Here is a 21,694-nt window from a genome sequence, read left to right as displayed (position 1 = left end):
CTATTGGCACTTTTCCTGGCAAGTCGTTCTTAAACAACGGACAGAAAGCGTCCAGTTAACATAAAAATGTTGTACAGTATATCATACTATATTTTGCGGAATAATGACAGAGCATATTCTTTCATGAGATAAGATTCAGCCTCAACCGACAAGATTCAGCCTCAACATCCATGGTAACGAAAAAAGACTGAATTCTGCATGAAACAGAATTCAGTCCGGAATGCCGCAAGGCTGTTAGATCAGGTTTGATTTCTGAAGCAGGCGTTCTGCCATAACAGCAGCCTCGGCCCGCGTGATATTGTTTTTCGGAGAAAGCTTGTCTGCACTGATTCCGGTAACAATGCCGGTTTTCAGGCATGCTTCGATGCTGTCTCTGGCATAAGCGGAAACCTTCGCAGCATCCGTAAATCCTTTCAGCAACTGACCTGCTTCGCCGGTAGCCAGGCCGGAATTAAGACCGGTAAGTTTCATCGTACGTGCAATCATAGCCATTGCCTGTTCTCTGGTAATGGTGTCATCAGGACCGAAATTACCGTTATCATATCCCGTTATGATGCCATATTCCGCCGCCGTCTTAATATAGCCGGAGTACCAGTCAGTCGTAGTAACATCACTGAATTTATGGCTGCCGATTCCCGGTTCCAGTCCAAGAGCTCTCACGAGAATAGCGGCAAACTCGCCCCGGGTAAGATTTCTTGCCGGTGCATAATTGGTGCTTCCAACCCCTGTAACAACCATTCTGGATCCCATATTATTAACAGAATCCTTAGCCCAATGCTTTTTCATATCCGCGAACTCAACCGGATTCCAGATAACGGAATAGGTGCTGTTTGTCAGGCTGTTGATTACTGCATAGTATGTTCCGTTTATTACGGTCACTCTGGTTGGAACATGGTGAATGGTACCCTTTGGATCAACCACAACGCCTGTAGTGATCTTCTTGGGATCCACTCCGTCAGGTATGGCAATGGTACGCTCCACGTAGGAGTTAAATCCGCTGACATTAACCGTACGTCCGCCATAGGTGCAGGTGATGGTAAAGTCTACTGCTGGAATCATGATGGTATATCCGCCGTTTGAAGCAGCGCTTTCGACCACTTTTGCCATTGTTTTGTCCGGCTCCGACACACTGACAGCTACAGCAATATCCGCAAGAGAAACGCTTGTCCCAAGCTGCCTGGATACGTCACTGATGTTGATCTGTGCTGCTGGAAGCGTGTAGGATGCCGTATCGTTTTTGAGGACAAGAGTTGCCTCCTGCTGTTCCATATTTTTAATCATCTCACCGGTGAGCTTGCCCGCTGCAGTATCCGCACCTCCCGTCACTGGGATAACTACAGTTGCCCCTTTTTTCTCCGTAGCCAATATGGCCTCCAATTTTGCTGAATCCACCGTTACCGTTGTGGTGGTTCGTCCGTCAGATCCTTTTACAGTCTCTGCTGATCCTGCGTTTTGGATCCTTCCGTTGACAATTACCTCTGCTCCACTGTTTGCTGCCGGGGGACTCTTCGGTCCGCTTGATGAGCCTCCTCCTGCTGCAATGGTCACACTGACTGCATTGGAATAGCATACAATGTCAGCTGGTGTATACACATCGGGCAAGGAGTCATTGGGCATCGTCTGGCTTGTAATTGTCATTACCGTCCGCAGAAGGTAAGTCTTCCCTGAAGCAAGGCTTACCACAGCTCCCGTCGAATTTGATGTCAGCGGCGCTGTCACAGCGGCTGTTGTCCAGCTCGCTCCATTATCCCCCGAAACTTGAAGGATCATAGATTTCTGGTTTGCAATTGCTGCTTTTGCTGTTTTGGAATCGAAAAATTCCAGAGTTGCAGATGATTTGCTTTTTTCCTTCAGCTTAAGGAAGCCTCCAAAATATACTGGTGTTCCGAAATTCTCCGGTGGTGTAACCGTCGTATCTGTATAGTAATCATTCTGATCGAGATTCAGTTGAATACTGCCTTCCATATTATTGGCAATCGTATTTTGGACTGAAAGTTTCTCTCCGAGAAGATAGGCATGCTCACTGGAGTTTAGCGCAATACCGTTTACAGTTGCCTTGCAGGGGTAGGACAAGATATGCCATGCGCCCACAATGTTTATTCCGACGGTGCTGTCCGACAATTTGTTTCCGGTTATTTCTGCATCAATATCGTAATACGCAGCTGTCGCAATGGAGCCGCTCAGGTATCCTGGAATCAGCGCGCCGTCATAACCGCTCATCGTATTGTTTCTGACTGTGGAAGTTCCTCCGTACAAATAGACCCCATACTCGTATCCATCAGACACATTGAGAAGTTCCGGTGTTGCAGTACCAATAAAGGTGCTGTTTTCGATCAATGCAGTTCCGCCTCGCACGGCAACCGCATTTCTGAATGCATTGGAAGAATCAAATGCACAGTTTTTGACGATCAAAGATGTAGCCTCTGGCTCTGCGTGAACGCCAAAGTTATTAACAATGCCTTCGCTGGCTATATTTGCATGGAAGCCCTTAAAAGTTACATTCTCCAAGCTTACTGCAGCGCCGGTTTTCGCATTAATTCCGCATAAGAACAGCGTACCTCCACCCTGAATTGTCACATCCTTCAGTGTGAGACTGCTTCCCGTACCCTGAACCTCCAGGAAGACTTTCCCCTCCGCATTCGGTACCTTGCCATCTGTCATTTTGACAACGATGCTGTCAATTCCCGCTCCTGCATTAAGAGTAGCTCCGTTTCCATTGATGGTTAGAGCCCGAGTAATTGATGCCCCATCATAATCATATACAGTTCCCTCAACGAGATTGATTGTAGTAACATAGGAGGCTGATATGTAGGTTTTCAGTTCAGCTGTGTTATGCGCGGTAACGACTGGATCTTTCGCACCAAGACTCAGCGTTATTTCCGGCATTGGGCTTCCACCCACAGGAACGGTTAATGTTCCTGCATCATAATCCTCTGCCCTCAGCGTTTTTTCTCCGGCAGGCAGCCATAGGGAGGCCAACCCGTCCTCTTTTGTGGGTGCCCGATAGAGATAGTCTCCTTTGGATCCATTTACGCTGGATTGAATCACAACCTTTGCAGCCGGATTCACTGCAGCCTTAACATGATATAGATCATCTCCTCCGGGGACATTCTGAATCACATGAGCTGCACCCAGTTCCATCAAGATAGAACCGATGTTTCCCGTTGCGACATAAATAAAATGACCCATGATGGAATCTCTCTCAGCAGAGACTCCTTGCCCGCCCCGGACATAGATATCACCTGCATTGGCTGCAATTTGGACGGTTCCCGGGGAAGATCCTGTACCGCCGGGAGAGCCGTACGCCCGAATTCCTACACCACCAAGGCCAGTGGTACCGTTGCCTGCGATTGCTGTCACATTGGCACCGCTTCCGATGGTTACAGCACCGCACTGAGTATAAATCCCATGGGAGCCGTTGACCGCGCCGTTTCCGCCTTTGGCAGTTATTGTTCCACCGCTGATGCTGAGGTCATCCAGATATGCATACAGCGCTGGACTGCCGCTGCTAAAGGCGCTATCCCCTCCCGTTGCATTGATGATTCCGCCGTGGATGTTGAGCTCTCCCACATTTGTACATAGCGCTGTACCTCCCGCTCCAGAGGTGCTATTCCCTCCCGTTGCATTGATGGTTCCACCGTGGATATTGAGCTCTCCTATATTTGCATATAACGCTGTACCTCCGCTACCGGAATCACTATTTCCTCCTTCAGCATCAATGGTACTGCTACCGTTTATGGCCAGCGCGCTGAGAGCGTAAATACCTGTTCCTCCTGATCCACTTGCAGAATTGCCGCCCCGAGCAGTTATTGTGCTATCTTCAATAATAACACTCCCTCCCTGCAGCAAGGTCGTTCCGTTAAATGAGGCTTGAAGCGCCGCACCACCATTTCGCTTAATGCCAGTGGAACCGGTACTCTTTCCGCCCGTTGCGCTAACCGTGGCATTCCGTATGATCAAAACTCCAAAGGCAGCATGAATTCCCACTCCGCCCTCTTCACTCTGCGAGTCTCCGCCTGCAGCATTCACTGTAACACCGCCGTCCAGGAGCAGCTTCGCATCGTTTCCAGCTACCCTGTAACCATCTGTATAAATACCACTGCCACCGTTGCCGGTACCGGAGGTACGGTCTCCTCCTCTTGCATTGAGCGTCCCGGACCCGGTAATTCGAAGCTCTTCATAGGAAGAAATTCCATGACCTGCTTCACTGCCGTTAAGGAAACAATTCCCTCCAATGTTGAGTTCCGTCGGCTCTAAATCCTTTTGTGCCTTATTGAGCAACAGTGCAATTCTGGACTGAGCATCAGGATTGACAGACTCAGGAGGCGCAGTGACATTTACATTATCAAGTGTGAGTGCAATATTATTAAGAACAACAATGTTCATCTCATCGAAGGCAATTGAATTTCCATTGATTTTGACCGTCGATCCATCTTCTGATTCAATTTCAATCTGAATATAGCTTGTCGGCTTTTTATGAATCGTTAGTATGTCGTTATCACCTGATAAAACAATCTTTTCGCTGTTTCCAGTCCACAGATAACCGTCTCCGTTGATGTCGTAATCCGGCTCTGCAGGTGGCTCTCCTATGCCGGTAACAGTGCAGATAAGGTCTACTGGAGTCTTCAGAAATGCGATGCTCAGTGTTGCATTTGTGGTGCTACCTGCATCATTCCACCCATAGGTATAGCTGGCGGAACCTTTCCCCTTTGCAGTAAAAATGACACTTGCATTTTTTAGTACCAATGTTCCGCTGCTGATGGAAGCACCATTGGCTGTTGCGGTAACGTTGCTTGCATCTGCAGTGCCTGCTGTTATGGACGAAAAGTTTACCGTGTAATAATCCACTTCGACAGATAGAGGGCCCCCGTTAATGGAGATCGACCGCCCAGTATCTACATTATTGATATAAACCCAATAGTCTCCATTGGGTACGTCGGTTGTATATCCTCCAGTTTCAGTCTTTTCCGCCTCCGCTGCAAGACTGCCGTTTTTCCAAAGCTCTACTTTTCCCGTCACATCAGAACTTGTATCGTCAATATATGTTCTGATGGTAGCAGTATAGGTTGTTCCTGCCGGACTCACAAGAAATCTCACATCAAAGCTATTCGCTGTCACACCAGGTCCCGAAACGGTGACTGTAGCCGTGTAGGTATTGGCCGTAAGGCCTGTTTTCGGAGTAATATTGAAATAGTCGCTTTTATTCGCTTCGATGTTGGTAATACTCGTTTTTGAAAGTGTGAAAGCCTCGGGATTTGCTCCGCCAAGTTCGATTGTCAACTCGCCAGTGCCGTCATCGCCCGTATTGTCCATAGTTTCCTGGTGAAACGGCTGCGTCCCGTAGCCTTCCGTCACGGAATTGAATACATGAGTGCCAATGGTCCTTAAGGACAGATCAGCTCCACCGGGATCAGCCCAGACTTCCTGTGCCATCCCGGGCAGCATACTTACGGTCAGTGTAAGGATCAGTAAAACTGCCGTCAATTTTTTTTGCATTTTTCGAATCATTTTTTACCCCCTAATCATACGTTCAAGTGTAAAAGTCCTGCCTGCCGGAATGATCCCAATGATCATTCCTTTTATTATCTGGGTTTAATGATTCATTATATCTGCAAAAAGTTACAAAAAAATTACATACTCGATTTATTATGACATCTTTTTCTATTTTTCTACAATTTTCTTTATATTTCGGACCTATCTAGTAGGTTATCGTAGAGAGCTCGAATTCCCTGGCTGAGTTTGATTCCCATATGAGAACGTTCCTCCTTTTGGAGACGAAAGAAGTGTTTCAGTGCAACGGCTCCCTCCAGTTTCATTATCAGTGGTAAAATTTCCGCAAGGAGAGATTCTTTCCATGGAAATTGCTCCTGTAAATAGCACAGAGCCTGCAAAAATAAAGCTTCCCGATCACGATGGCGCTCAACCAAATCCATCGCCCATTTATAATAAGCACTTTCATGCTCCTTCAGCATAACGGCCCAAAGATAGTCCTTTTCTTCCATGATTTTAAGAAAATTATGTTGCCTTAGAATTTCCACAGCAGAAGCTTCTATATGCTGCAAATCTTCTGTCAGAGGAAAAGGTCTAACAGCAACGATTTCGTTTTTGTTAAAAACAGAAGAAAAGTGGTAATATCCTTTTGTTGATTTCACGCGTAAATCAAGCCCCTGCTTGTCCAGCACCTGATTTAAGCGAAATGCTGTTGTGCGGATATTTGCTTCTCCCTTGCCCAACCCTTTCCCTGGCCATAAGTCCTCGATAATCTCCCACTTGGAAACCGACTGTTTGTTCTTCAGCAGCATGTATAGAAATAGTTCCTCACACTTAGCAGTTGGAAAATTCAGGTTGACATCGGATATGGAAAAGCAGCGCTTCTCGATTGCAGACCGAGGCCTTTCCGTAACATTGGTATGGCTTTTCAACCTTTTCTCAAGTTTTGCCAAAACACGTTCCAGATCTCTGTCAATTACCGGCTTTACCAGATAATCAAGGGCATCTGCACGAAACGCTTCCAGTGCATAACGATCGAACGCTGTCACGAAAATTATCTCCGGTGCATTTTCTTTCATACTCAACTGCAGGGCAAGTTCTATTCCTGAAATCTCAGGCATCTCAATATCCAAAAACACCACATCAATATGATTTTTATTTAAGTTCTCTGTTAATTCAAGAGGGTTTTGTAAGGTGCAAAACACTTCAACACGACCGGTTTCCTTTAGCTTCCTGCTTAGCCATTTCCCTGCAGCCAATTCGTCATCCAGTACAATTGCTTTTATCATATTACTTCTCTCCTTATATTGTCGTAAGCAAAAGTATCGCAGTGTAATTTCATTGATTTCTCTGTTATTCATCCATATTAATAAAACAAATTACCTCTATTATAATCCAACTGGTTTTTTAGTACAATCTTCCATTTTTCGATTTCGACATGATTTTCTGCATAGAATTTTAAGCAGAAAAAATGACGCCACCAATAACTCATTGATAAGCGTCATATGCTTGATTTTCCTGTTTGGCACAGTGGGTCTTTCATTAGGAAATACTAATTACCAGGTTTACAAGTATCCTATTGATTTGCGAGGATAAAAGAAATCCTGTCAACGATGGGAATGGGTCTGCAACACAGAAATAAGTTCGTAGTCCCGTGTCCCCAAACCGATTTTCTCTGCCTGGTCCATACAGCTTTGCCACTCTGATTCCGGCGAGGAATTGATGAAGTGATCATGGTGATCAATAAATCCCTTCTTTGCAAGATTGTCAGCAAGCTGGCTTCCGGGCAGCGGAGCTACCTTCAGACAAGCATCCACGCAGGCTTGATCCAGGGCCAGCGGATCAAAGGAAGCGAACATTCCCAAGTCTGGCAGAATGGGCGCGTCATTTTCTCCGTGGCAATCGCAGTTGGGCGACACATCCATTACTAATGAGATATGAAAATTAGGCCGGCCGTCAACAACTGCTTTTGTATATTCTGCCATTCTGCGGTTCAGAAGTTCATTGGCCTCGTCATTGTCAAACGCAATGGCATCGAAGTTGCACGCACCTAGACAACGGCCGCAGCCTACACAATGACCCTGATCTACGGTCATCTTCCTAAGTTCCTCATCGAATACCAGCCCTTCATTGGCGCATTCTTTCTGACATTTCATGCAGGCTTTGCACAGATCTGGTTCAATATATGGTTTACCGCTGCTGTGCTGTTCCTTTTTTCCTGCACGAGAACCGCATCCCATTCCTATGTTTTTGATCGTTCCGCCAAACCCTGTCATTTCATGCCCTTTGAAGTGGGTCAGACTAATAAAAATATCGGCATCCATAACAGCTCTGCCAATCTTTGCACGTTTCACATATTCACCGCCTGCAACAGGCACCTCAATATCATCGGTACCTTTCAGGCCGTCACCGATTAATATGGGACATCCTACCGACAAAGGCGAGAAACCATTCTCCCACGCACATTCTAAATGTTCCAAAGCATTCTTTCTGCTTCCGGGATACATGGTATTGCAGTCTGTCAAAAATGGCTTTCCGCCAAGTTCTTTCACGACATCAGCCACAGCTTTTGCATAATTGGGCCTAAGAAAGCTTACATTCCCCAGCTCACCGAAGTGCATTTTAATCGCAACAAACTTTCCGTTCATATCGATCTGACCAATACCAGCCTCTTTGATCAGCTTTTTTAGCTTGACCGGCAGCCCGTCTCCGAAGGCCACAGTTCGAAAATCTGTAAAATAAACCTTTGTCTTTTCCATCACTTCGCTCCTGTTCTTTGATACGTATCCTCTGAATTTTCTTTAAATTCTGCAGGTACGATATATTATACAGCTTAGAGTGAGCTCTAGGTCAATTCTTTTTTCGACGTCTTTCAGAATTTTCCATTATCATATGCTCGTAGACTCTACGGAGCGTAGATTGTTTTCCTCTTAAACAGCATATACAATAAATATGAGGTGAACACTATGGACATGAAACGAAAAAAAGAACTCCTTGAAGAGTATAAAAACAGGCGGCCGGAAATGGGGGTAATCTCATTCCGCTGCACAGTAACAAGCGAAACTTTCCTGGGGATATCAAATGATACGAAAGCGGATTTTAACAGCACCACTGTAAAGCTTACCGGGAAAACCCATCCCAACAAGAGGCTTCAGGAGCTTTGGAATCTTTACGGGAAAGAAAACTTTGACATTTCCGTTATGAAGGTTCTGAAATATGATAATCCTGCTGATAATCATACAGCGAAGCTGGAAGAACTGCGGGAGCAGTGTCTTGCAGAAGATCCGAAGGCAAAGAAGATATGGAAATAAATAAAGATACGGAAATGAATGAAGATACGGAAATGAATGAGGATATTGAAAGGAATGAGAACACGATAATGAACGAGAATATTGTAATGACCGCAGATCAATACGACCGGATCGACGGGCGAGACGCCTATCGGTCTGACATCAAGCGGCTGACATTGGGAGCCCCCACACAGGAGGGCAATCAGAATATGCCAATTGCGGCACAAATCTGGGAACAAACATCAGATGGCAATTTGGAAATCCGTGCAGAACTGCCCATTCACCAGGTGATGGACCTGATGATTTTTTTAAGCCGCACCATGCTGCACTTCCGGGAAGCATATCGACTTCCCCTACTCTACGATCCGGAGAAACGGACTGTGGAGCGTGTAGGGATTCAGGGCGGTGTCATGCCGGTCTCGGTCTGCATGGAAAATCCTAATATTAACGAAGATATCAAGAAATTTTCTCAGTCACTGAGCGATCTTGGCGAGCTCACAGGCGAACGGCTACGGGTATTGTCCCGGATCTTAGAGGAAATGGAATACTATTAAATCAAGAAACGATACCGCATTAGATTGGTATTTAACCAAAAGAAATGGAGCTCGATAAAATGCAACAGCAATGGCTTCTGTCTCCTGCCAGACGACTGACAGAAGAAGAAAAAAAACTGGTCTGGCAAAAACCGCCTACTCATATTGAAAGCGAAGCAGAACGACGCATCTCCTCAGAGGTGAAGCGAAACTGGAATCGGGATGAAATGAAGATTACAACAATCCTGCTGGAAGGGGATGCGGGTTCGGGCAAAACACAGCTTGCAAAGGCGCTCTCTGCGAACTTCGGCCTTCCCTATACAAAGGTTACCTGCTTTGCCGACATGGATAAATCGGATGTGCTTGGTTCCATCCTTCCAGTCCTTCCGGAGGATGAATATGCCACTGAAACAAATACAGTCTCCTATCAGTACTACCCGTCAGAGATCGTCAGGGCATATGAAAATGGTTGGCTGCTGGAAATTCAGGAGCCAACGGTAATACGGGATGCAGCGGTTCTCATGGCTCTGAACTCAGCGCTGGAACAGGATGGCAGCATCAATTTACCAACCCGTATCGTACGCCGCCATCCGGATTTTATTGCGGTCATCACAACAAACCGCGGTTACAATGGCTGCCGTCCTCTAAATGAAGCCCTTCGGGATCGGGTACAGCACAGTGAAAAAATGGATTTACCAGAAATCACAGTCATGATGAAACGCGCCGCGGCTAAGACCGGGTGTACCGATCAGGACTTGCTGCTGACCCTTGCACGTGTTATTGTGTTATTGGACCAAACCGCAAAAGCAAACGCTATCAAAGGCGTCGCTGGAATGCGTTCCTATTTTTTCTGGGTGGATGCTGTCCTGCAGGGTACGGAAACCATCAACGCGCTGTATCACAAAGTGATCTATAAGATCACCACAGACTCCGATGAAATCCTGATTCTGGAACAGGCATTGTCAAAGCAGGAGCTGCTGACAGAGCTGGAGACTCTTTCTGCACGCTTCATCGAAAGCAACGGAGAAGTGATGGAAATTCATACAGAGGGAACGGTCGAAACAAAAGGAGCAGAGCAATCTCTAATCGATATCCCATCCGTTGCGCTTAGAAAGGCAGCAGACAGCGAAGGGCATTCCGATGTGACCTGCCAAACTTCAATGGATACAGAAAGTAGTGACAGAGGAGAGGATGGAACGCCCAACTATCATGAACTGAACAATAAGGAAAACAAAGACTGGGAACAGGAGAAGAAGGATTTTCGAAAACATCTGAACCAGCAAGCCCGTGAAATGGTAAAGGGTTCTGCTCATGAAAAAGTGAATCTGATTGTTCACAGACCGGAATCCACCCTGGCCCAACATGGGGAATATCATGACATCGAATCGAGAATCATGCCCGTCATCCGGGAACTGGTACGGAAAACCTCTCCCCTGCTGGAACACGAAGTTTCTGCGGAGATTTCAAAGTCCAGGCTATACGGCACCAGATTCCATGCTGAGAAAGCAGCATCCCCTGATTTCCGGTATTTCTCCCGGAAGTCTCCCCCCGATGAAGAGCCTTCCCTTGCGGTTGCACTGCGCATTGACGAGTCTGCTTCCATGAGCGCCTTCGGCAGACTGGAAGCAGCGAAGGAAGCAGCCATTGCAGTCTACGAGTTTTGCAAAGACTGCGGAATTTCCACGATAATCTGCGGAGATACAGCTGATCGCTCACCGCTGGAACGAATGTCTCTGTACTCTTATATCGACTGGGAGAACCCTGGTCTAAATGACAAGTACAGCTTGATGAGTATGCAAGGCCGAAGCAACAACAGGGACGGTATGGCGCTTCGCATCCTGTCGGAAAAACTGGCAGCAGCGCCTCAAAAAACAAAGCTTCTCATCAGCATCAGCGACGGTCAGCCAAAAGCCATGCCAGACTATACCGGCGAGAAAGCCATAGAGGATATGAAAGGTGTGCTGAGCGAATACAGCCGAAAAGGCATTCTATTTCTCGCGGCAGCCATCGGCCAGGACAAGGAAATGATCTGTGACATTTACGGCCAGGAACGCTTTTTAGATATTACAGATCTATCACAGCTGCCGTCGAGGCTGGTTCAAGTCATTGCAAGATATCTATGATCAGTAATAAAAATCTAAGAGATCAAAGGGAATAAGGTACTGTTAGAAAATGAGGTGATTGAAATGGATTGTGCCAAGGTGGGCCATTTTATCTTTCAGCTAAGGAAGGAAAAAGGTCTGACACAGCAGCAGCTGGCTGATCAGCTGAATGTCAGCAATAAAACCATATCCAAATGGGAGTGCGGCTTAGGCTGCCCGGATGTCTCCCTCTGGTCTGATCTTGCGGCGGTTCTGGGAGCGGACATCCAGAAAATGCTGGAGGGTAAACTTGATTTGAATCTTCCTGACGTGGGAAAGATTGATCGAACACTCTTCTATGTCTGCCCTGCCTGCAATAATATCCTGACCAGTACCGGCAGCGCTTCCGTTTCCTGCTGCGGACGAAAACTAAAACCACTGAAGCCGGTGCCTCATGATGAGAACCATAAAATTTCTGCTCAGGATATGGATCTGGATCACTTTATCTCTATTGAGCATGAGATGCGGAAGGACCACTATATTTCCTTCGCGGCATATGTGTCCTACGACAGAGCGCTGCTGATCCGCCTGTATCCAGAGCAGAGTGCGGAAGTGCGGATTCCCATGATGATGAACCGGGGAGATCTGTATCTTTATTGTACGAAACATGGTCTGCAGAAGTATCCTAAGGCTCTTAGGTGAATACGCAAACAAAGCCGAAATCAATAAGCAGCCTTGCTCTTGCTCTTACACCGCTCTCCAATAAAGTTGGATCCTAAAATCAGAACTCCTCCTGCAATCTGCGGTACTGTCAGAATCTCACCGAGCAAAAGCACACTGAATAAGATCCCGAAAAGCGGTTCCAAAAAGCTGTAGGGAACAATCTCTATGGATTTCATATGCTCGTAAAGAGAAAAGAAAATCGTATAGGCTACACCAGTATGAAGCACACCCAGCAGTACTGTATAAACCACCGCCCTGGCATCCAGCTGCAAAACGGTAACAAGGTTCCCTTCCACAAGCACAAAAGGCAGCAGGACCAGACTGGAAGTTAAAATCTGAACAAAGGTCGCCGTATGATTATCCACACGCACCTTGATGCTGCGGTTGATTAGTACGATTGCTGCATAGAGCATACCCGAAACAGCGCTCAGCGCCAACCCCACAGAACCATAGCCTTCGGACGAAGTCTGTCCTACGATCAGGAAAAGCCCTAAGAAAGAAATACAGATTACTCCAGCCTGCATCTTCGTAATCCGCTCCTTTAGGACCATTGGAGCAAGGATCATAACATACACAGGACACATGTTGTAGATGATCACCGCAGAAGAAATGCTGGTATGCTTAAACCCGTAGAATAAGGTGAGCCACCCAAACCCAAGCAGCACTCCGGAAAGAATGTAAGGGAGAAACTGCTTCCAGGGCTTTCGATCCGGCCCCTTTCCTTTCATCACAGCAAACAGTACCGGCAAGGCAATTAACGCACGAAGAAATGCAAGGCTCAAGGCGGACAAAGGAATGAACCTCGTAAACACACCGATGCTCCCCCAGATAACCATAACCACAATTAATTTTAGCTGATTCATAACAAAACTCCTTCTCTTTTCTACCGTAAGGTTAGCCGAATTCGAAGGGTTTGTATTGTACAAAATTGATACGGAATGAATTTTTCATAATCTATGGAATCGCTGATTTAATGAAGGGTGCGGAGGAACTAGCCTTTCCTATCAAAAAATTAAAATGCGTATTCCGAAATTTATTTTGAATATGCATAAGACCATGATATTATGTTACGGGGAGAATTACGGAGGAGGGATTTTCAGAGAGATAGGACAGGTTATTCCTGATGATTCTCCGTTTAGGGTTACACTAATTTTTAGTTTGTTAATATGGAGGTAAATTTTAATGTCAAGCAACAACGTTTCAACTGGTTCAACCAGCAGCCTGGATAAGTTTTTTAAACTATCCGAAAATGGAACCACGGTAAAAACTGAAATTATAGCAGGTATTACAACGTTTATCGCTTCTGTCTATATTCTGGCGGTAGTTCCCAGCATGTTAGGCGACGCAGGGATGCCGAAAGACAGTGCCATCGCCGCTGTCATAATCTCAACGACTTTTGCAACCATTCTTATGGGGCTGTACGCTAACTTCCCCGTCGTCGTCGCTCCCGGATTGGGCTTAAGCGCTTTCTTTGCCTACACGGTCTGCGGCGCCATGGGTTTAAGCTGGCAGACCGCTTTGGGTGCTGTATTTCTCTCCGGCATAGTTTTTATTATTCTGACCGTGACGAAGGTAAGACAATTAATTATAGACTGTGTTCCTGAATGCCTTAAAATATCAATTGGCGTCGGCATCGGTCTTTTTATCGCATTTATCGGATTTAAAAATGCTGGTGTTATCGTAGCGGATCAGTCTAACTTTGTTGGCTTGGGAGATCTAAAAACCCCCGGTGTCGTTTTATTTTTAATTGGACTTGCCCTATCGAGTCTGCTTTACGCAAAACAGATAAAGGGAGGTCTCCTCATCGGTATTCTGGCAACTACCGTTATCGGGATGTTTATGGGAATTACAAAAGTACCTGCCGGCATAGGCGATTTTTTCAATATTATTCCTCCTGTCCCTGCAGAAACCTTCGGAAAGTTGGATATTAAAGGCGTATTCAGTTATGGATTGTTTGCAGTAATATTTTCCATTACAATCGTAGATTTGTTTGACAATATCGGAACTTTGATCGGCGTGTCCAGAAAAGCCAAATTGGTAGGCAAAGACGGAAAGATAAAAAATCTCGATAAAGCCTTGATCTGCGATTCTATCGCCGCCACAGCCGGATCTGTTTTAGGCACGTCTACGGTCACTACTTATATTGAAAGTGCAACCGGTGTTTCTGAGGGCGGCAGAACAGGTCTTACCGCCGTAACCACCGGAATTCTTTATTTGCTTACATTGTTCTTTGCACCATTTTTCTTATTAATCCCGACACAGGCAACCGCTCCCGTTTTAGTTATTGTTGGGATATTGATGTTGGGTGAAGTGGTAAGTATCAAATTTGACGATTTTACAGAAGCTCTGCCAGCATTCCTGACGATCATCCTGATGCCTCTGACCTTTAGTATCGCCCAAGGCATCGCTTTCGGCTTTGTCGGCTATACCGTTATAAAGCTCATCACCGGCAGGGGGAAAGAAGTTCATCCGGTTATGTATGTCCTTGCAGTGTGCTTTATCATACATTTCATGGTTTAACGGGGACGTATCAGGGTCACTTATTCCAAAGAAAAGAAAATCAAAAGAAAATCAAAGTAGGAAACCCACTGTTCCCCCGGCTCAGTTGGTAATTCCACATAACGCTGTGATCATCGCTACTCTCTTCGCAAAAAGCACCTGAATAGCGATGATCAAATTACAGCCGCGAACCACAAAAACAGAGTCTCAGAATCTACTGAAATGAAAATAATGGTTCTAATCATTAAGCTGCCCCAAATAGGAGCCTGGAGTCACACCGTACATTTTCTTAAACTCCCTGATCAGATGCGCCTGATCATAGAACTTCAATTCCTCACAAATATCAAAAACGTCAACCCCTTCTTTTAATAACCGTTTCGCTTCAGCAACCCGATACTGAAGATGATATGCCGCAGGAGTGGCAACGTAGATTTTCTTAAAATTCCTGATGATTGAAAATTTATTCAATCCTGACAGCTGCTCAAGTTCTTCCAACGAAACTGCTTCCCTGACATGCTCAATCAGATAATCGTGAATCGTCCTGATTTTTTCATCAGTACCTTCCGCGGTCGTATCTGTGTTGTCTATTTCAGCAAACGCAAGCAGAAGCTCAATCAGAATCGTCTCCAGCACATTTGCATTCTGTTCAGAAAGCATCTGTTCAATGAATCCCTTCAGTTTTTCAATCTCATCGGACTGCAGCTTCCTGGCCTGATGAAACCGCACCACATCGCCATAGTAGTCAGGATCAATAAAAAACATGATATACGACCAATGCTTAATATCATTGGGAGCGCACCTGTGGGTCATCAGAGGAGGAATCAATACTCCGTCTCCTGCCTGATATCGGATGGTCCTGTCATTCAGCGTTAATTCCGTTGATCCTTCTAAAATATACCCTAAGGACAGTTCGTTATGGACATGATGCTTGTAAATATGCGGATCATTTCTGCACAGCTTAATTTCAACACCTTCAATAATGCTCCGGCTGAATTCCATGGTACCATCCGCTGTAATCCTGTTTATAAATTCCTCTTGTGCTCGTTCCATGATACACACCGATCCTTTCATTCTATTTCCATCATGATGTCACTGCAGGTAAGGATTAGCTCCGGCATTCCTTCCCCCCAAAAAAGTATGTGAACCTCATAGCCGTTTTCTATGCGGTATAACTCGCAGTAAAGCCAGCTGCTGCCGGTAATATTCGGTTCCTGCTTTATGATGTCAGCGTTTTGAAATGTAACTTTATTGCATTCTGTAAAGCTCCCCCGGGCATCCATGCGAATCACGAACTGATCCCAACGATTCTCAAATTCACTGCTGCCGCTGATACAGTGTCTCACTGAATGCGCCAGCCTCTCTGTGCACTCTCATTCCATAATGGAGACCCGTCCTCTGACAGATCTCATACCAATCTTTTGTAAGATACTTCATAAACATTCCCTCCGGTCCGTTCTCTATCAGTCCTACAGCTCCAGCCACGTTTGATACAGTTGTAGACTGCAGTGCGCTTTTCTGCAATGTTTTTTATCTAATCGAGGCATAGCCGTAGCTATGGTGAGTGGCGCCAACACAGTCATACGGAAATTTAACCGGCGGCAATGTAACTAATTAGGTGTTGCAGAGTACTAGTTTTAGCTTAACATTTTTGATATTTGAAAGCAAAACAGATTACAACCGTTGGAATAATTTTGGATATCAAACTAAGAGTAAAAAATCAAAAGGCGCTTGACACATTACTTATTATTCCCTATAATTACTTTAAACGAATCAATAAGGAGTGGTTTTTACAATGAAAGATTATTATACAGTGGATCAGATCTCAGAAATGCTGGATATCCATCCCAAGACAATCCAGCGGTATATCAGAGAAGGAAAGCTGCGTGCGACGAAAATCGGCAAGGGCTGGCGGGTAACCGGGCATGATTTGAGCATTTTTATGCAGAGCAACAGCGATCATACCTCTGAAGAGAGCAAACAAGGGAATCGTAAAGTCATCGCCTCATCCGTTATTGATGTTGCCGTATATGGAAAAGAAGATGCGATCCGCATCATGAATACGCTGACTGCCGTGTCCAACGCAAAGCCACCGGAATATGGGCAGTCTTCCATTCAATCACAATATATCGAACGGGAAAACATGGTTCGGATCACATTGTGGGGCGATATTGGATTTATGGCGGTGATGCTGGATACGGTAGCCTCTTTAACACAAGAGGATCGGGGTATTGCGAATTAACAAAGAAGGATTGCATAACAAATGACAGGATCAAAGGAATCCTAACAATCTAAATTTGAAAGGAGTAAGTTAATATGAAAAGAAGTGTATATAAAACAACAGAAGGTCGTGACAAAATTCGGGGCTACTATAACAAAGTATTGAGCCACTTTCCCTTTGAACAGCGCTATGTGGAAACCAGCTATGGACAGACCTTCCTGCTGACAACCGGAGAGGAATCGAACCCGCCGATTATCCTGCTCCACGGCTCTTGCAGCAACAGTGCATTCTGGTTTCCTGAGCTTTCTGCACTTTCTGAAAATTACAGGGTTTTCGCCGTAGATATTATCGGTGAAGCCGGGAACAGCGAAGAATACAGACCGGATTTGCGCGCAGATGACTTTTCGCTCTGGCTAAAGGAAGTTCTGGAGGCAATTGGTCTTAAGAAGGCAGCCATTGCTGGAAATTCCCTGGGAGGTTGGCTCGCCATCAAGTTTGCTGCTGCATTTCCCGAGAAAGTATCGCAGCTGATTTTGATCGCATCTGCCGGACTGTCTGAGATCCGCCTGCAGTTCCTTCAAAGTGCGGAGCAATCACGTCAGTCAGACGACACTCTGGAGGTCGATACTGATATTTTAGGAGAGCAGAATATTCCAAAGGAAGCTCTGGACTTCTTGAACCTTATCGTAGAAAACTATGAGCCGATACAGGAACTTCCCGTTCATTCAGACGATGCGTTGTACAGGCTGACCATGCCTGTGCTCTATGTCGGCGGAGAAAATGACTGGATCATCGACTCACAAGCGTCCGCCCAAAGGCTCACGCGCCTGGTACCATCAGCAGAATTGCTTCTGCTTCCGAACCTCGGTCATATGATTACAAATAATCAGAAATATATCATTCCATTTCTGGAAAAGTATTGATTTCGATAAGAGAATTAATTTCAACAAGTGCTGAATTTTACTGCAGCACCAGTGTTGCTGCCGGTGCGGCTCTCCATACTTGGAGAAACCCACTACGGTAAATGGTTGAGATAATGGGACAAGAGGGAATCTGAACAGCACTTTTACGATCTTTCTTCACTGCTGTTTTTCTGATCTCTGTTTTTGTTCTGCACATATTCATCCATCGCATCTGCGACAAGCTTCGAATAAGCCGCTGCTTCAACCACTGTTTTGGCACCGAATACGATGTCCCCTGCAGCATAGATTCCCGGACGTGTCGTCTCGCCCTTCTGGTCTGTTACCAGCAGGCCTCTTTGCGTCACGTCAAGTCCGGTCGTTGTAGAAACGATACGATTCCGTGGTCCCTGACTGACGGAAATAATGGTGCTGTCCGCGCGGTAAAGCTTCTGCGTGCCCTCTACAAACACAGCTGCGCCGGTTTCATCTCGTTCGATGTCCTGCAGGATCACACCTTCATCCGTGAATTCAACAGGAGCCTTATTATATTCAAATTTGACGCCGTCTATCTGGGCATACTCAAGCTCCCTTTTACTAGCCGCCGCCTTGTTTCCTCTTGCAAAAACAGTTACCTGCCGCGCCCCTTCCCGGAGTGCCGTTCTGGCAACATCCATCGCCGCGTTCCCAGCCCCGATAACAGCAACAGTATCGCCAAGATGATATACATCGGGGTTTGATAGGTAGTTGATGGCATAATGCACATTTCCCAGCGTCTCACCTTTGATTCCCAGCGTATTTGGTTTCCAGATGCCGGTACCGATAAAGATAGCATCATAGCCATCCCGGATCATTTCATCCACACCGATCGCCGTTCCGATCGCTGTATTGGGCCGTATTTTGATCCCCATGTCCACAAGCAGATTTTCATACCGGTCTAGAATGGACTTTGGTAAGCGGAATTCTGGAATGCCATATCGCAAAACACCGCCGATTTTGTCTTTTCCCTCAAAGATTGTGATTTGATAGCCCCGTTGAGCAAGCAATATGGCAATTGTAAGGCCCGCAGGCCCCGATCCTATAATACCGATACGTCCCTTTTTTGAGGAAACAGCAGCGGTCTTTAATTTTGAAAGATAGTTATCCGAAATATAGTGTTCTATGCTGCTGATATGAATGGGCATCCCTTTATGATTGAGCACACAATGACCCTCACACTGTTTTTCATGGTCACAGATCAATGAACAGATGAGAGAAAGCGGATTATTCTCAAAGAGCATTTCACCAGCCTTGTTGATTTCTCCACCAAGGAACGCTTGAATCATTTCAGGAATCGGTGTTTTGATAGGGCATCCCTTTACCTGACATAATGGTTTTTTACAATTTAAGCAGCGTTTTGCTTCATCTACTACATGCAAAGCCATTTCTTACCTCCTTTGCCTTCATACTTTCTCTTTATTGTGAGAAAGCAGGAGCAATACTCCTGCCGAAAAAAACTTATGAACGATTTTCCTATATTATATATAATATCACAGATTGTATCCATTTTAAATACGCGCAATATCGGTTTGCGTCCGACATGGCGCGTATTTCGTTTTCTGTTCTTCCTTTAATTTTCTTTGCTGACTTCCGTCTGGATCAGGCAATTCCCATACTTTTAAGTTCTCTTCTATGATTTGTGATAGCGGGAGGAATCAGTTCAGAAAGTATATGTTCATAAGGAATCCGGCTGCTAAATATACAGCAAATGCAATGAAGCAATACGGAATAATCTCAGAATGGCTATTTATGCTTTATTATAACTCAGACTTTAACATTCCTATAGATGTAATGAAAATGATGATCAACAGGATCGGGCTGATATACTTCACGGAGAAGTACCAGATGTTTTTCAGTCCAAATTTAATTCTACCGTGATTTGTTACTTCATCCATGACGACCTTCTTGCTCCAGGTAAAACCAAGGATTAAGGAGCCTGCCAGACCGATGATCGGGAGTGCGATATTGGAGGTCACATAGTCATACAGATCAAAGAAGTTATATCCGAACACCTTAATGTCACTCCATGGTCCAAAGCTGAGGAGTGTGGGAATACCGATGAGCATGATCAAAAAACCTACCCCTACCGCAGCTTTTACTCTGCTGATATGATACTTTTCAATAACGTAGGATACCGGAACCTCCAGCAGGCTGATGGCTGACGGCAGCGCAGCAAAGATCAAAAGCAAGTAGAAACCGATTGCAGCTGCGATGCCAAACGGAAGATGGGCAAATACGTTGGGCAATGTAATAAAGACAAGTCCGGGGCCAGAGGACGGCGCCAGACCAAAGGCAAACACTGCCGGGAAAATAGCAAAACCAGCTAAGACAGATACCAGCGTATCAAAAACAACGGTGATCGTCGCGGCTTTGGGCATATCTTCATCCTTTTTCAGGTAACTTGCATAGGTTACCATAATACCCATTCCAAGGCTCATCGTAAAGAAAACCTGTCCAACAGCATCTACAAAAGTTCTGCTGTTTACCTTTGAAAAGTCAGGCATCAGATACCATTTAATTCCTTCCATTCCACCTGGCAGAAGAGAGCCAAGGATGGAGAGCGCAACCATGATAATAAAAAGCGCCGGCATCAAAATGGAGCAAACTTTTTCAATTCCCTGTGAAATTCCTTTGCAGACAACCAATATAGCAAGTACACCGAACAGCAGGAAAAAGAAACCTGACAAAAGCATATCGCTGGAAGATGCTGCAAACATTTCTGTATATCCTTGCGGGGTCAGATCCGTGAGCTTTCCTGCCAGTGTAAGATATAAGTACATAATCGCCCATCCACCCACAACACAGTAAAAAGATAGGATAATGGAAGGGACAAGCATTGAAAATACACCAACGATTTTATATTTTTTTGAATAGTGCGCATAGGCGTCAACAGCATTCTTACCGCTGTTTCTTCCGATAACAAATTCGGCCACCATAACCGGTATGCCGATAATTATAAGTGCGAGCATATAAATAATCATGTAAGCACCGCCGCCGTTTTCTCCGACAACGTACGGAAATCTCCATATGCTTCCTAAGCCAACAGCTGAGCCTGCTGCCGCCATGATAAATCCCAGCCTGGATTTAAACTGATCTCTGGGCTGCCCAATTTTATCAGAATGTTTCATTTGTTTTTTCCTCCTAGATTAAATACCGTTTCTCATTTTATTTTATATTTATTTCACCGAAAATCATCACCTTCCTTTCGATAGGATTCACCTCAAAAAATAAAATATGAAACCAAATCTGATTTCATATTTTGAAAACCCATGAAAGAGTATACCAAATTTATGTGAAAAGAGAAAGAGCATTTTTTTATCCATTTTTTATTGACTCTGCTTCACCTTTTTTATTATTTGTTTTCCTGCTGTTCTCAAAATTAGCTGCTGTGAATTGGAAATTCTACAACATCCTATCCTTAATCATATATTACATTTTTTCCTTCCTCACTTAACTTTTTTAGAGAAGTAAGCATTTGATTTAATACTTCATCAGAATGTCTTTCCCATGAACCCAGTTCAGCGATTATTTTCAAAGGAAATTTGGAGCGATAAGAACGTGTTGGATTTCCGGGAAACTTTTTATCTGTTAAGTTTGGGTCATTTTCAAATTCCCCCAAAGGTTCTATAATGTAAATTCTTTCTTTTGCGTTAGATCTCGCTAATTCAGCACCCCATTTAGCAGCCTCTAAAGTTCCGGTAAAGTAAATATAGTTTGATTTTTTATCCTGATAATTTGAAAGATATTGTGGTTCTAATAAATCTCCAAGCTTTAGTTCTGCTTTCGTACCATGAAAAAAAGGACCATTATCTAAAACATCTCTTTTGTCATTCATGCTGACACACTCCTTTTTCTTTTATAACTTTAGCATTTCCGTATCGTGCAAAATAAGTCAAGCTGAAGCCCTTATTTTTGTTCTGTC

At 45.0% G+C, this 21,694-nt stretch carries 16 protein-coding genes; 7 read left to right on the top strand and 9 right to left on the bottom strand.

The annotated features are described in order from the left end of the window. Nucleotides 1-234 precede the first annotated feature (234 nt). The 3 genes from FRZ06_00615 to FRZ06_00605 form a co-directional block, all read right to left on the bottom strand. On the bottom strand, nt 235-5,508 hold the full coding sequence (locus FRZ06_00615; protein ID QOX61961.1) for an S-layer homology domain-containing protein: 5,274 nt from the start codon (nt 5,506-5,508) through the stop codon (nt 235-237). Nucleotides 5,509-5,681: 173 nt separating this feature from the next. Then, nucleotides 5,682-6,851: a response regulator gene (locus tag FRZ06_00610; protein ID QOX61960.1), complete on the bottom strand. Its 1,170-nt coding sequence runs from the start codon at nt 6,849-6,851 to the stop codon at nt 5,682-5,684. A 246-nt stretch (nt 6,852-7,097) separates the two neighbouring features. Then, a complete protein-coding gene (locus tag FRZ06_00605) occupies nt 7,098-8,249 on the bottom strand; it encodes a DUF362 domain-containing protein (GenBank protein ID QOX61959.1) in 1,152 nt (383 codons plus the stop codon). A 207-nt stretch (nt 8,250-8,456) separates the two neighbouring features. On the opposite strand from FRZ06_00605, the gene FRZ06_00600 reads away from it, so the two are divergent. The 4 genes from FRZ06_00600 to FRZ06_00585 all read left to right on the top strand — a co-directional run bounded on the left by FRZ06_00600 (nt 8,457) and on the right by FRZ06_00585 (nt 12,096). Continuing rightward, nucleotides 8,457-8,801, top strand: a complete 345-nt coding sequence (locus tag FRZ06_00600; GenBank protein ID QOX61958.1) for a GIY-YIG nuclease family protein — start codon at nt 8,457-8,459, stop codon at nt 8,799-8,801. Between the two features lie 68 nt (nt 8,802-8,869). Then, nucleotides 8,870-9,334: a hypothetical protein gene (locus FRZ06_00595; protein QOX65774.1), complete on the top strand. Its 465-nt coding sequence runs from the start codon at nt 8,870-8,872 to the stop codon at nt 9,332-9,334. A gap of 59 nt (nt 9,335-9,393) precedes the next feature. Beyond that, nucleotides 9,394-11,436, top strand: coding sequence for an ATPase (locus FRZ06_00590; protein QOX61957.1), 2,043 nt, complete (start codon nt 9,394-9,396; stop codon nt 11,434-11,436). Between the two features lie 63 nt (nt 11,437-11,499). Next, nucleotides 11,500-12,096: a helix-turn-helix domain-containing protein gene (locus FRZ06_00585; protein QOX61956.1), complete on the top strand. Its 597-nt coding sequence runs from the start codon at nt 11,500-11,502 to the stop codon at nt 12,094-12,096. A gap of 20 nt (nt 12,097-12,116) precedes the next feature. On the opposite strand, the gene FRZ06_00580 is transcribed toward FRZ06_00585, so the two are convergent. Further along, nucleotides 12,117-12,980 carry an EamA family transporter gene (locus tag FRZ06_00580; protein ID QOX61955.1) on the bottom strand — a complete coding sequence of 288 codons (864 nt, stop codon included), beginning with the start codon at nt 12,978-12,980 and terminating at the stop codon, nt 12,117-12,119. A 319-nt stretch (nt 12,981-13,299) separates the two neighbouring features. Between FRZ06_00580 and FRZ06_00575 the strand changes: the two genes are divergently transcribed. Beyond that, complete coding sequence (locus FRZ06_00575; protein ID QOX61954.1) at nt 13,300-14,637, top strand: NCS2 family permease; 1,338 nt, start codon at nt 13,300-13,302, stop codon at nt 14,635-14,637. Nucleotides 14,638-14,853: 216 nt separating this feature from the next. On the opposite strand, the gene FRZ06_00570 is transcribed toward FRZ06_00575, so the two are convergent. Both FRZ06_00570 and FRZ06_00565 read right to left on the bottom strand, forming a co-directional pair. After that, the gene (locus tag FRZ06_00570; protein ID QOX61953.1) at nt 14,854-15,666 is read right to left on the bottom strand and encodes an AraC family transcriptional regulator; all 813 of its coding nucleotides are present in this window, start codon (nt 15,664-15,666) and stop codon (nt 14,854-14,856) included. A 17-nt stretch (nt 15,667-15,683) separates the two neighbouring features. Beyond that, nucleotides 15,684-15,896: a DUF4085 family protein gene (locus FRZ06_00565; protein ID QOX65773.1), complete on the bottom strand. Its 213-nt coding sequence runs from the start codon at nt 15,894-15,896 to the stop codon at nt 15,684-15,686. Between the two features lie 512 nt (nt 15,897-16,408). On the opposite strand from FRZ06_00565, the gene FRZ06_00560 reads away from it, so the two are divergent. Together FRZ06_00560 and FRZ06_00555 are read left to right on the top strand one after the other, a co-directional pair. Then, the gene (locus tag FRZ06_00560; protein ID QOX61952.1) at nt 16,409-16,855 is read left to right on the top strand and encodes a helix-turn-helix domain-containing protein; all 447 of its coding nucleotides are present in this window, start codon (nt 16,409-16,411) and stop codon (nt 16,853-16,855) included. A gap of 74 nt (nt 16,856-16,929) precedes the next feature. Continuing rightward, nucleotides 16,930-17,757: an alpha/beta hydrolase gene (locus tag FRZ06_00555; protein ID QOX61951.1), complete on the top strand. Its 828-nt coding sequence runs from the start codon at nt 16,930-16,932 to the stop codon at nt 17,755-17,757. A gap of 143 nt (nt 17,758-17,900) precedes the next feature. Here the strand turns inward: FRZ06_00555 and FRZ06_00550 are convergent, their stop codons facing one another. The 3 genes from FRZ06_00550 to arr form a co-directional block, all read right to left on the bottom strand. Beyond that, the gene (locus tag FRZ06_00550; GenBank protein ID QOX61950.1) at nt 17,901-19,157 is read right to left on the bottom strand and encodes an NAD(P)-dependent oxidoreductase; all 1,257 of its coding nucleotides are present in this window, start codon (nt 19,155-19,157) and stop codon (nt 17,901-17,903) included. A 372-nt stretch (nt 19,158-19,529) separates the two neighbouring features. Continuing rightward, nucleotides 19,530-20,900 (bottom strand): sodium-dependent transporter, encoded by a 1,371-nt coding sequence (locus FRZ06_00545; protein QOX61949.1) that lies wholly within the window; start codon nt 20,898-20,900, stop codon nt 19,530-19,532. 290 nt (nt 20,901-21,190) lie between these two features. Further along, nucleotides 21,191-21,607 (bottom strand): NAD(+)--rifampin ADP-ribosyltransferase, encoded by a 417-nt coding sequence (arr, locus tag FRZ06_00540; protein QOX61948.1) that lies wholly within the window; start codon nt 21,605-21,607, stop codon nt 21,191-21,193. Nucleotides 21,608-21,694: the final 87 nt, after the last annotated feature.

Source organism: Clostridiales bacterium, from assembly GCA_015243575.1.
Lineage (GTDB): Bacteria > Bacillota > Clostridia > Peptostreptococcales > Anaerovoracaceae > Anoxybacterium > Anoxybacterium hadale.
The sequence above is the reverse complement of the archived record's forward strand: the minus strand, read 5'-3'. Positions and strand labels throughout refer to the sequence as shown.

What these genes read in the sequence shown, in the direction of transcription:
- FRZ06_00615 (QOX61961.1), bottom strand. Translation starts at nt 5,508, where the DNA reads ATGATTCGAAAAATGCAAAAAAAATTGACGGCAGTTTTACTGATCCTT.
- FRZ06_00610 (QOX61960.1), bottom strand. Translation starts at nt 6,851, where the DNA reads ATGAATAACAGAGAAATCAATGAAATTACACTGCGATACTTTTGCTTA.
- FRZ06_00605 (QOX61959.1), bottom strand. Translation starts at nt 8,249, where the DNA reads ATGGAAAAGACAAAGGTTTATTTTACAGATTTTCGAACTGTGGCCTTC.
- FRZ06_00600 (QOX61958.1), top strand. Translation starts at nt 8,457, where the DNA reads ATGGACATGAAACGAAAAAAAGAACTCCTTGAAGAGTATAAAAACAGG.
- FRZ06_00595 (QOX65774.1), top strand. Translation starts at nt 8,870, where the DNA reads ATGAACGAGAATATTGTAATGACCGCAGATCAATACGACCGGATCGAC.
- FRZ06_00590 (QOX61957.1), top strand. Translation starts at nt 9,394, where the DNA reads ATGCAACAGCAATGGCTTCTGTCTCCTGCCAGACGACTGACAGAAGAA.
- FRZ06_00585 (QOX61956.1), top strand. Translation starts at nt 11,500, where the DNA reads ATGGATTGTGCCAAGGTGGGCCATTTTATCTTTCAGCTAAGGAAGGAA.
- FRZ06_00580 (QOX61955.1), bottom strand. Translation starts at nt 12,980, where the DNA reads ATGAATCAGCTAAAATTAATTGTGGTTATGGTTATCTGGGGGAGCATC.
- FRZ06_00575 (QOX61954.1), top strand. Translation starts at nt 13,300, where the DNA reads ATGTCAAGCAACAACGTTTCAACTGGTTCAACCAGCAGCCTGGATAAG.
- FRZ06_00570 (QOX61953.1), bottom strand. Translation starts at nt 15,666, where the DNA reads ATGGAACGAGCACAAGAGGAATTTATAAACAGGATTACAGCGGATGGT.
- FRZ06_00565 (QOX65773.1), bottom strand. Translation starts at nt 15,896, where the DNA reads ATGGATGCCCGGGGGAGCTTTACAGAATGCAATAAAGTTACATTTCAA.
- FRZ06_00560 (QOX61952.1), top strand. Translation starts at nt 16,409, where the DNA reads ATGAAAGATTATTATACAGTGGATCAGATCTCAGAAATGCTGGATATC.
- FRZ06_00555 (QOX61951.1), top strand. Translation starts at nt 16,930, where the DNA reads ATGAAAAGAAGTGTATATAAAACAACAGAAGGTCGTGACAAAATTCGG.
- FRZ06_00550 (QOX61950.1), bottom strand. Translation starts at nt 19,157, where the DNA reads ATGGCTTTGCATGTAGTAGATGAAGCAAAACGCTGCTTAAATTGTAAA.
- FRZ06_00545 (QOX61949.1), bottom strand. Translation starts at nt 20,900, where the DNA reads ATGAAACATTCTGATAAAATTGGGCAGCCCAGAGATCAGTTTAAATCC.
- arr (QOX61948.1), bottom strand. Translation starts at nt 21,607, where the DNA reads ATGAATGACAAAAGAGATGTTTTAGATAATGGTCCTTTTTTTCATGGT.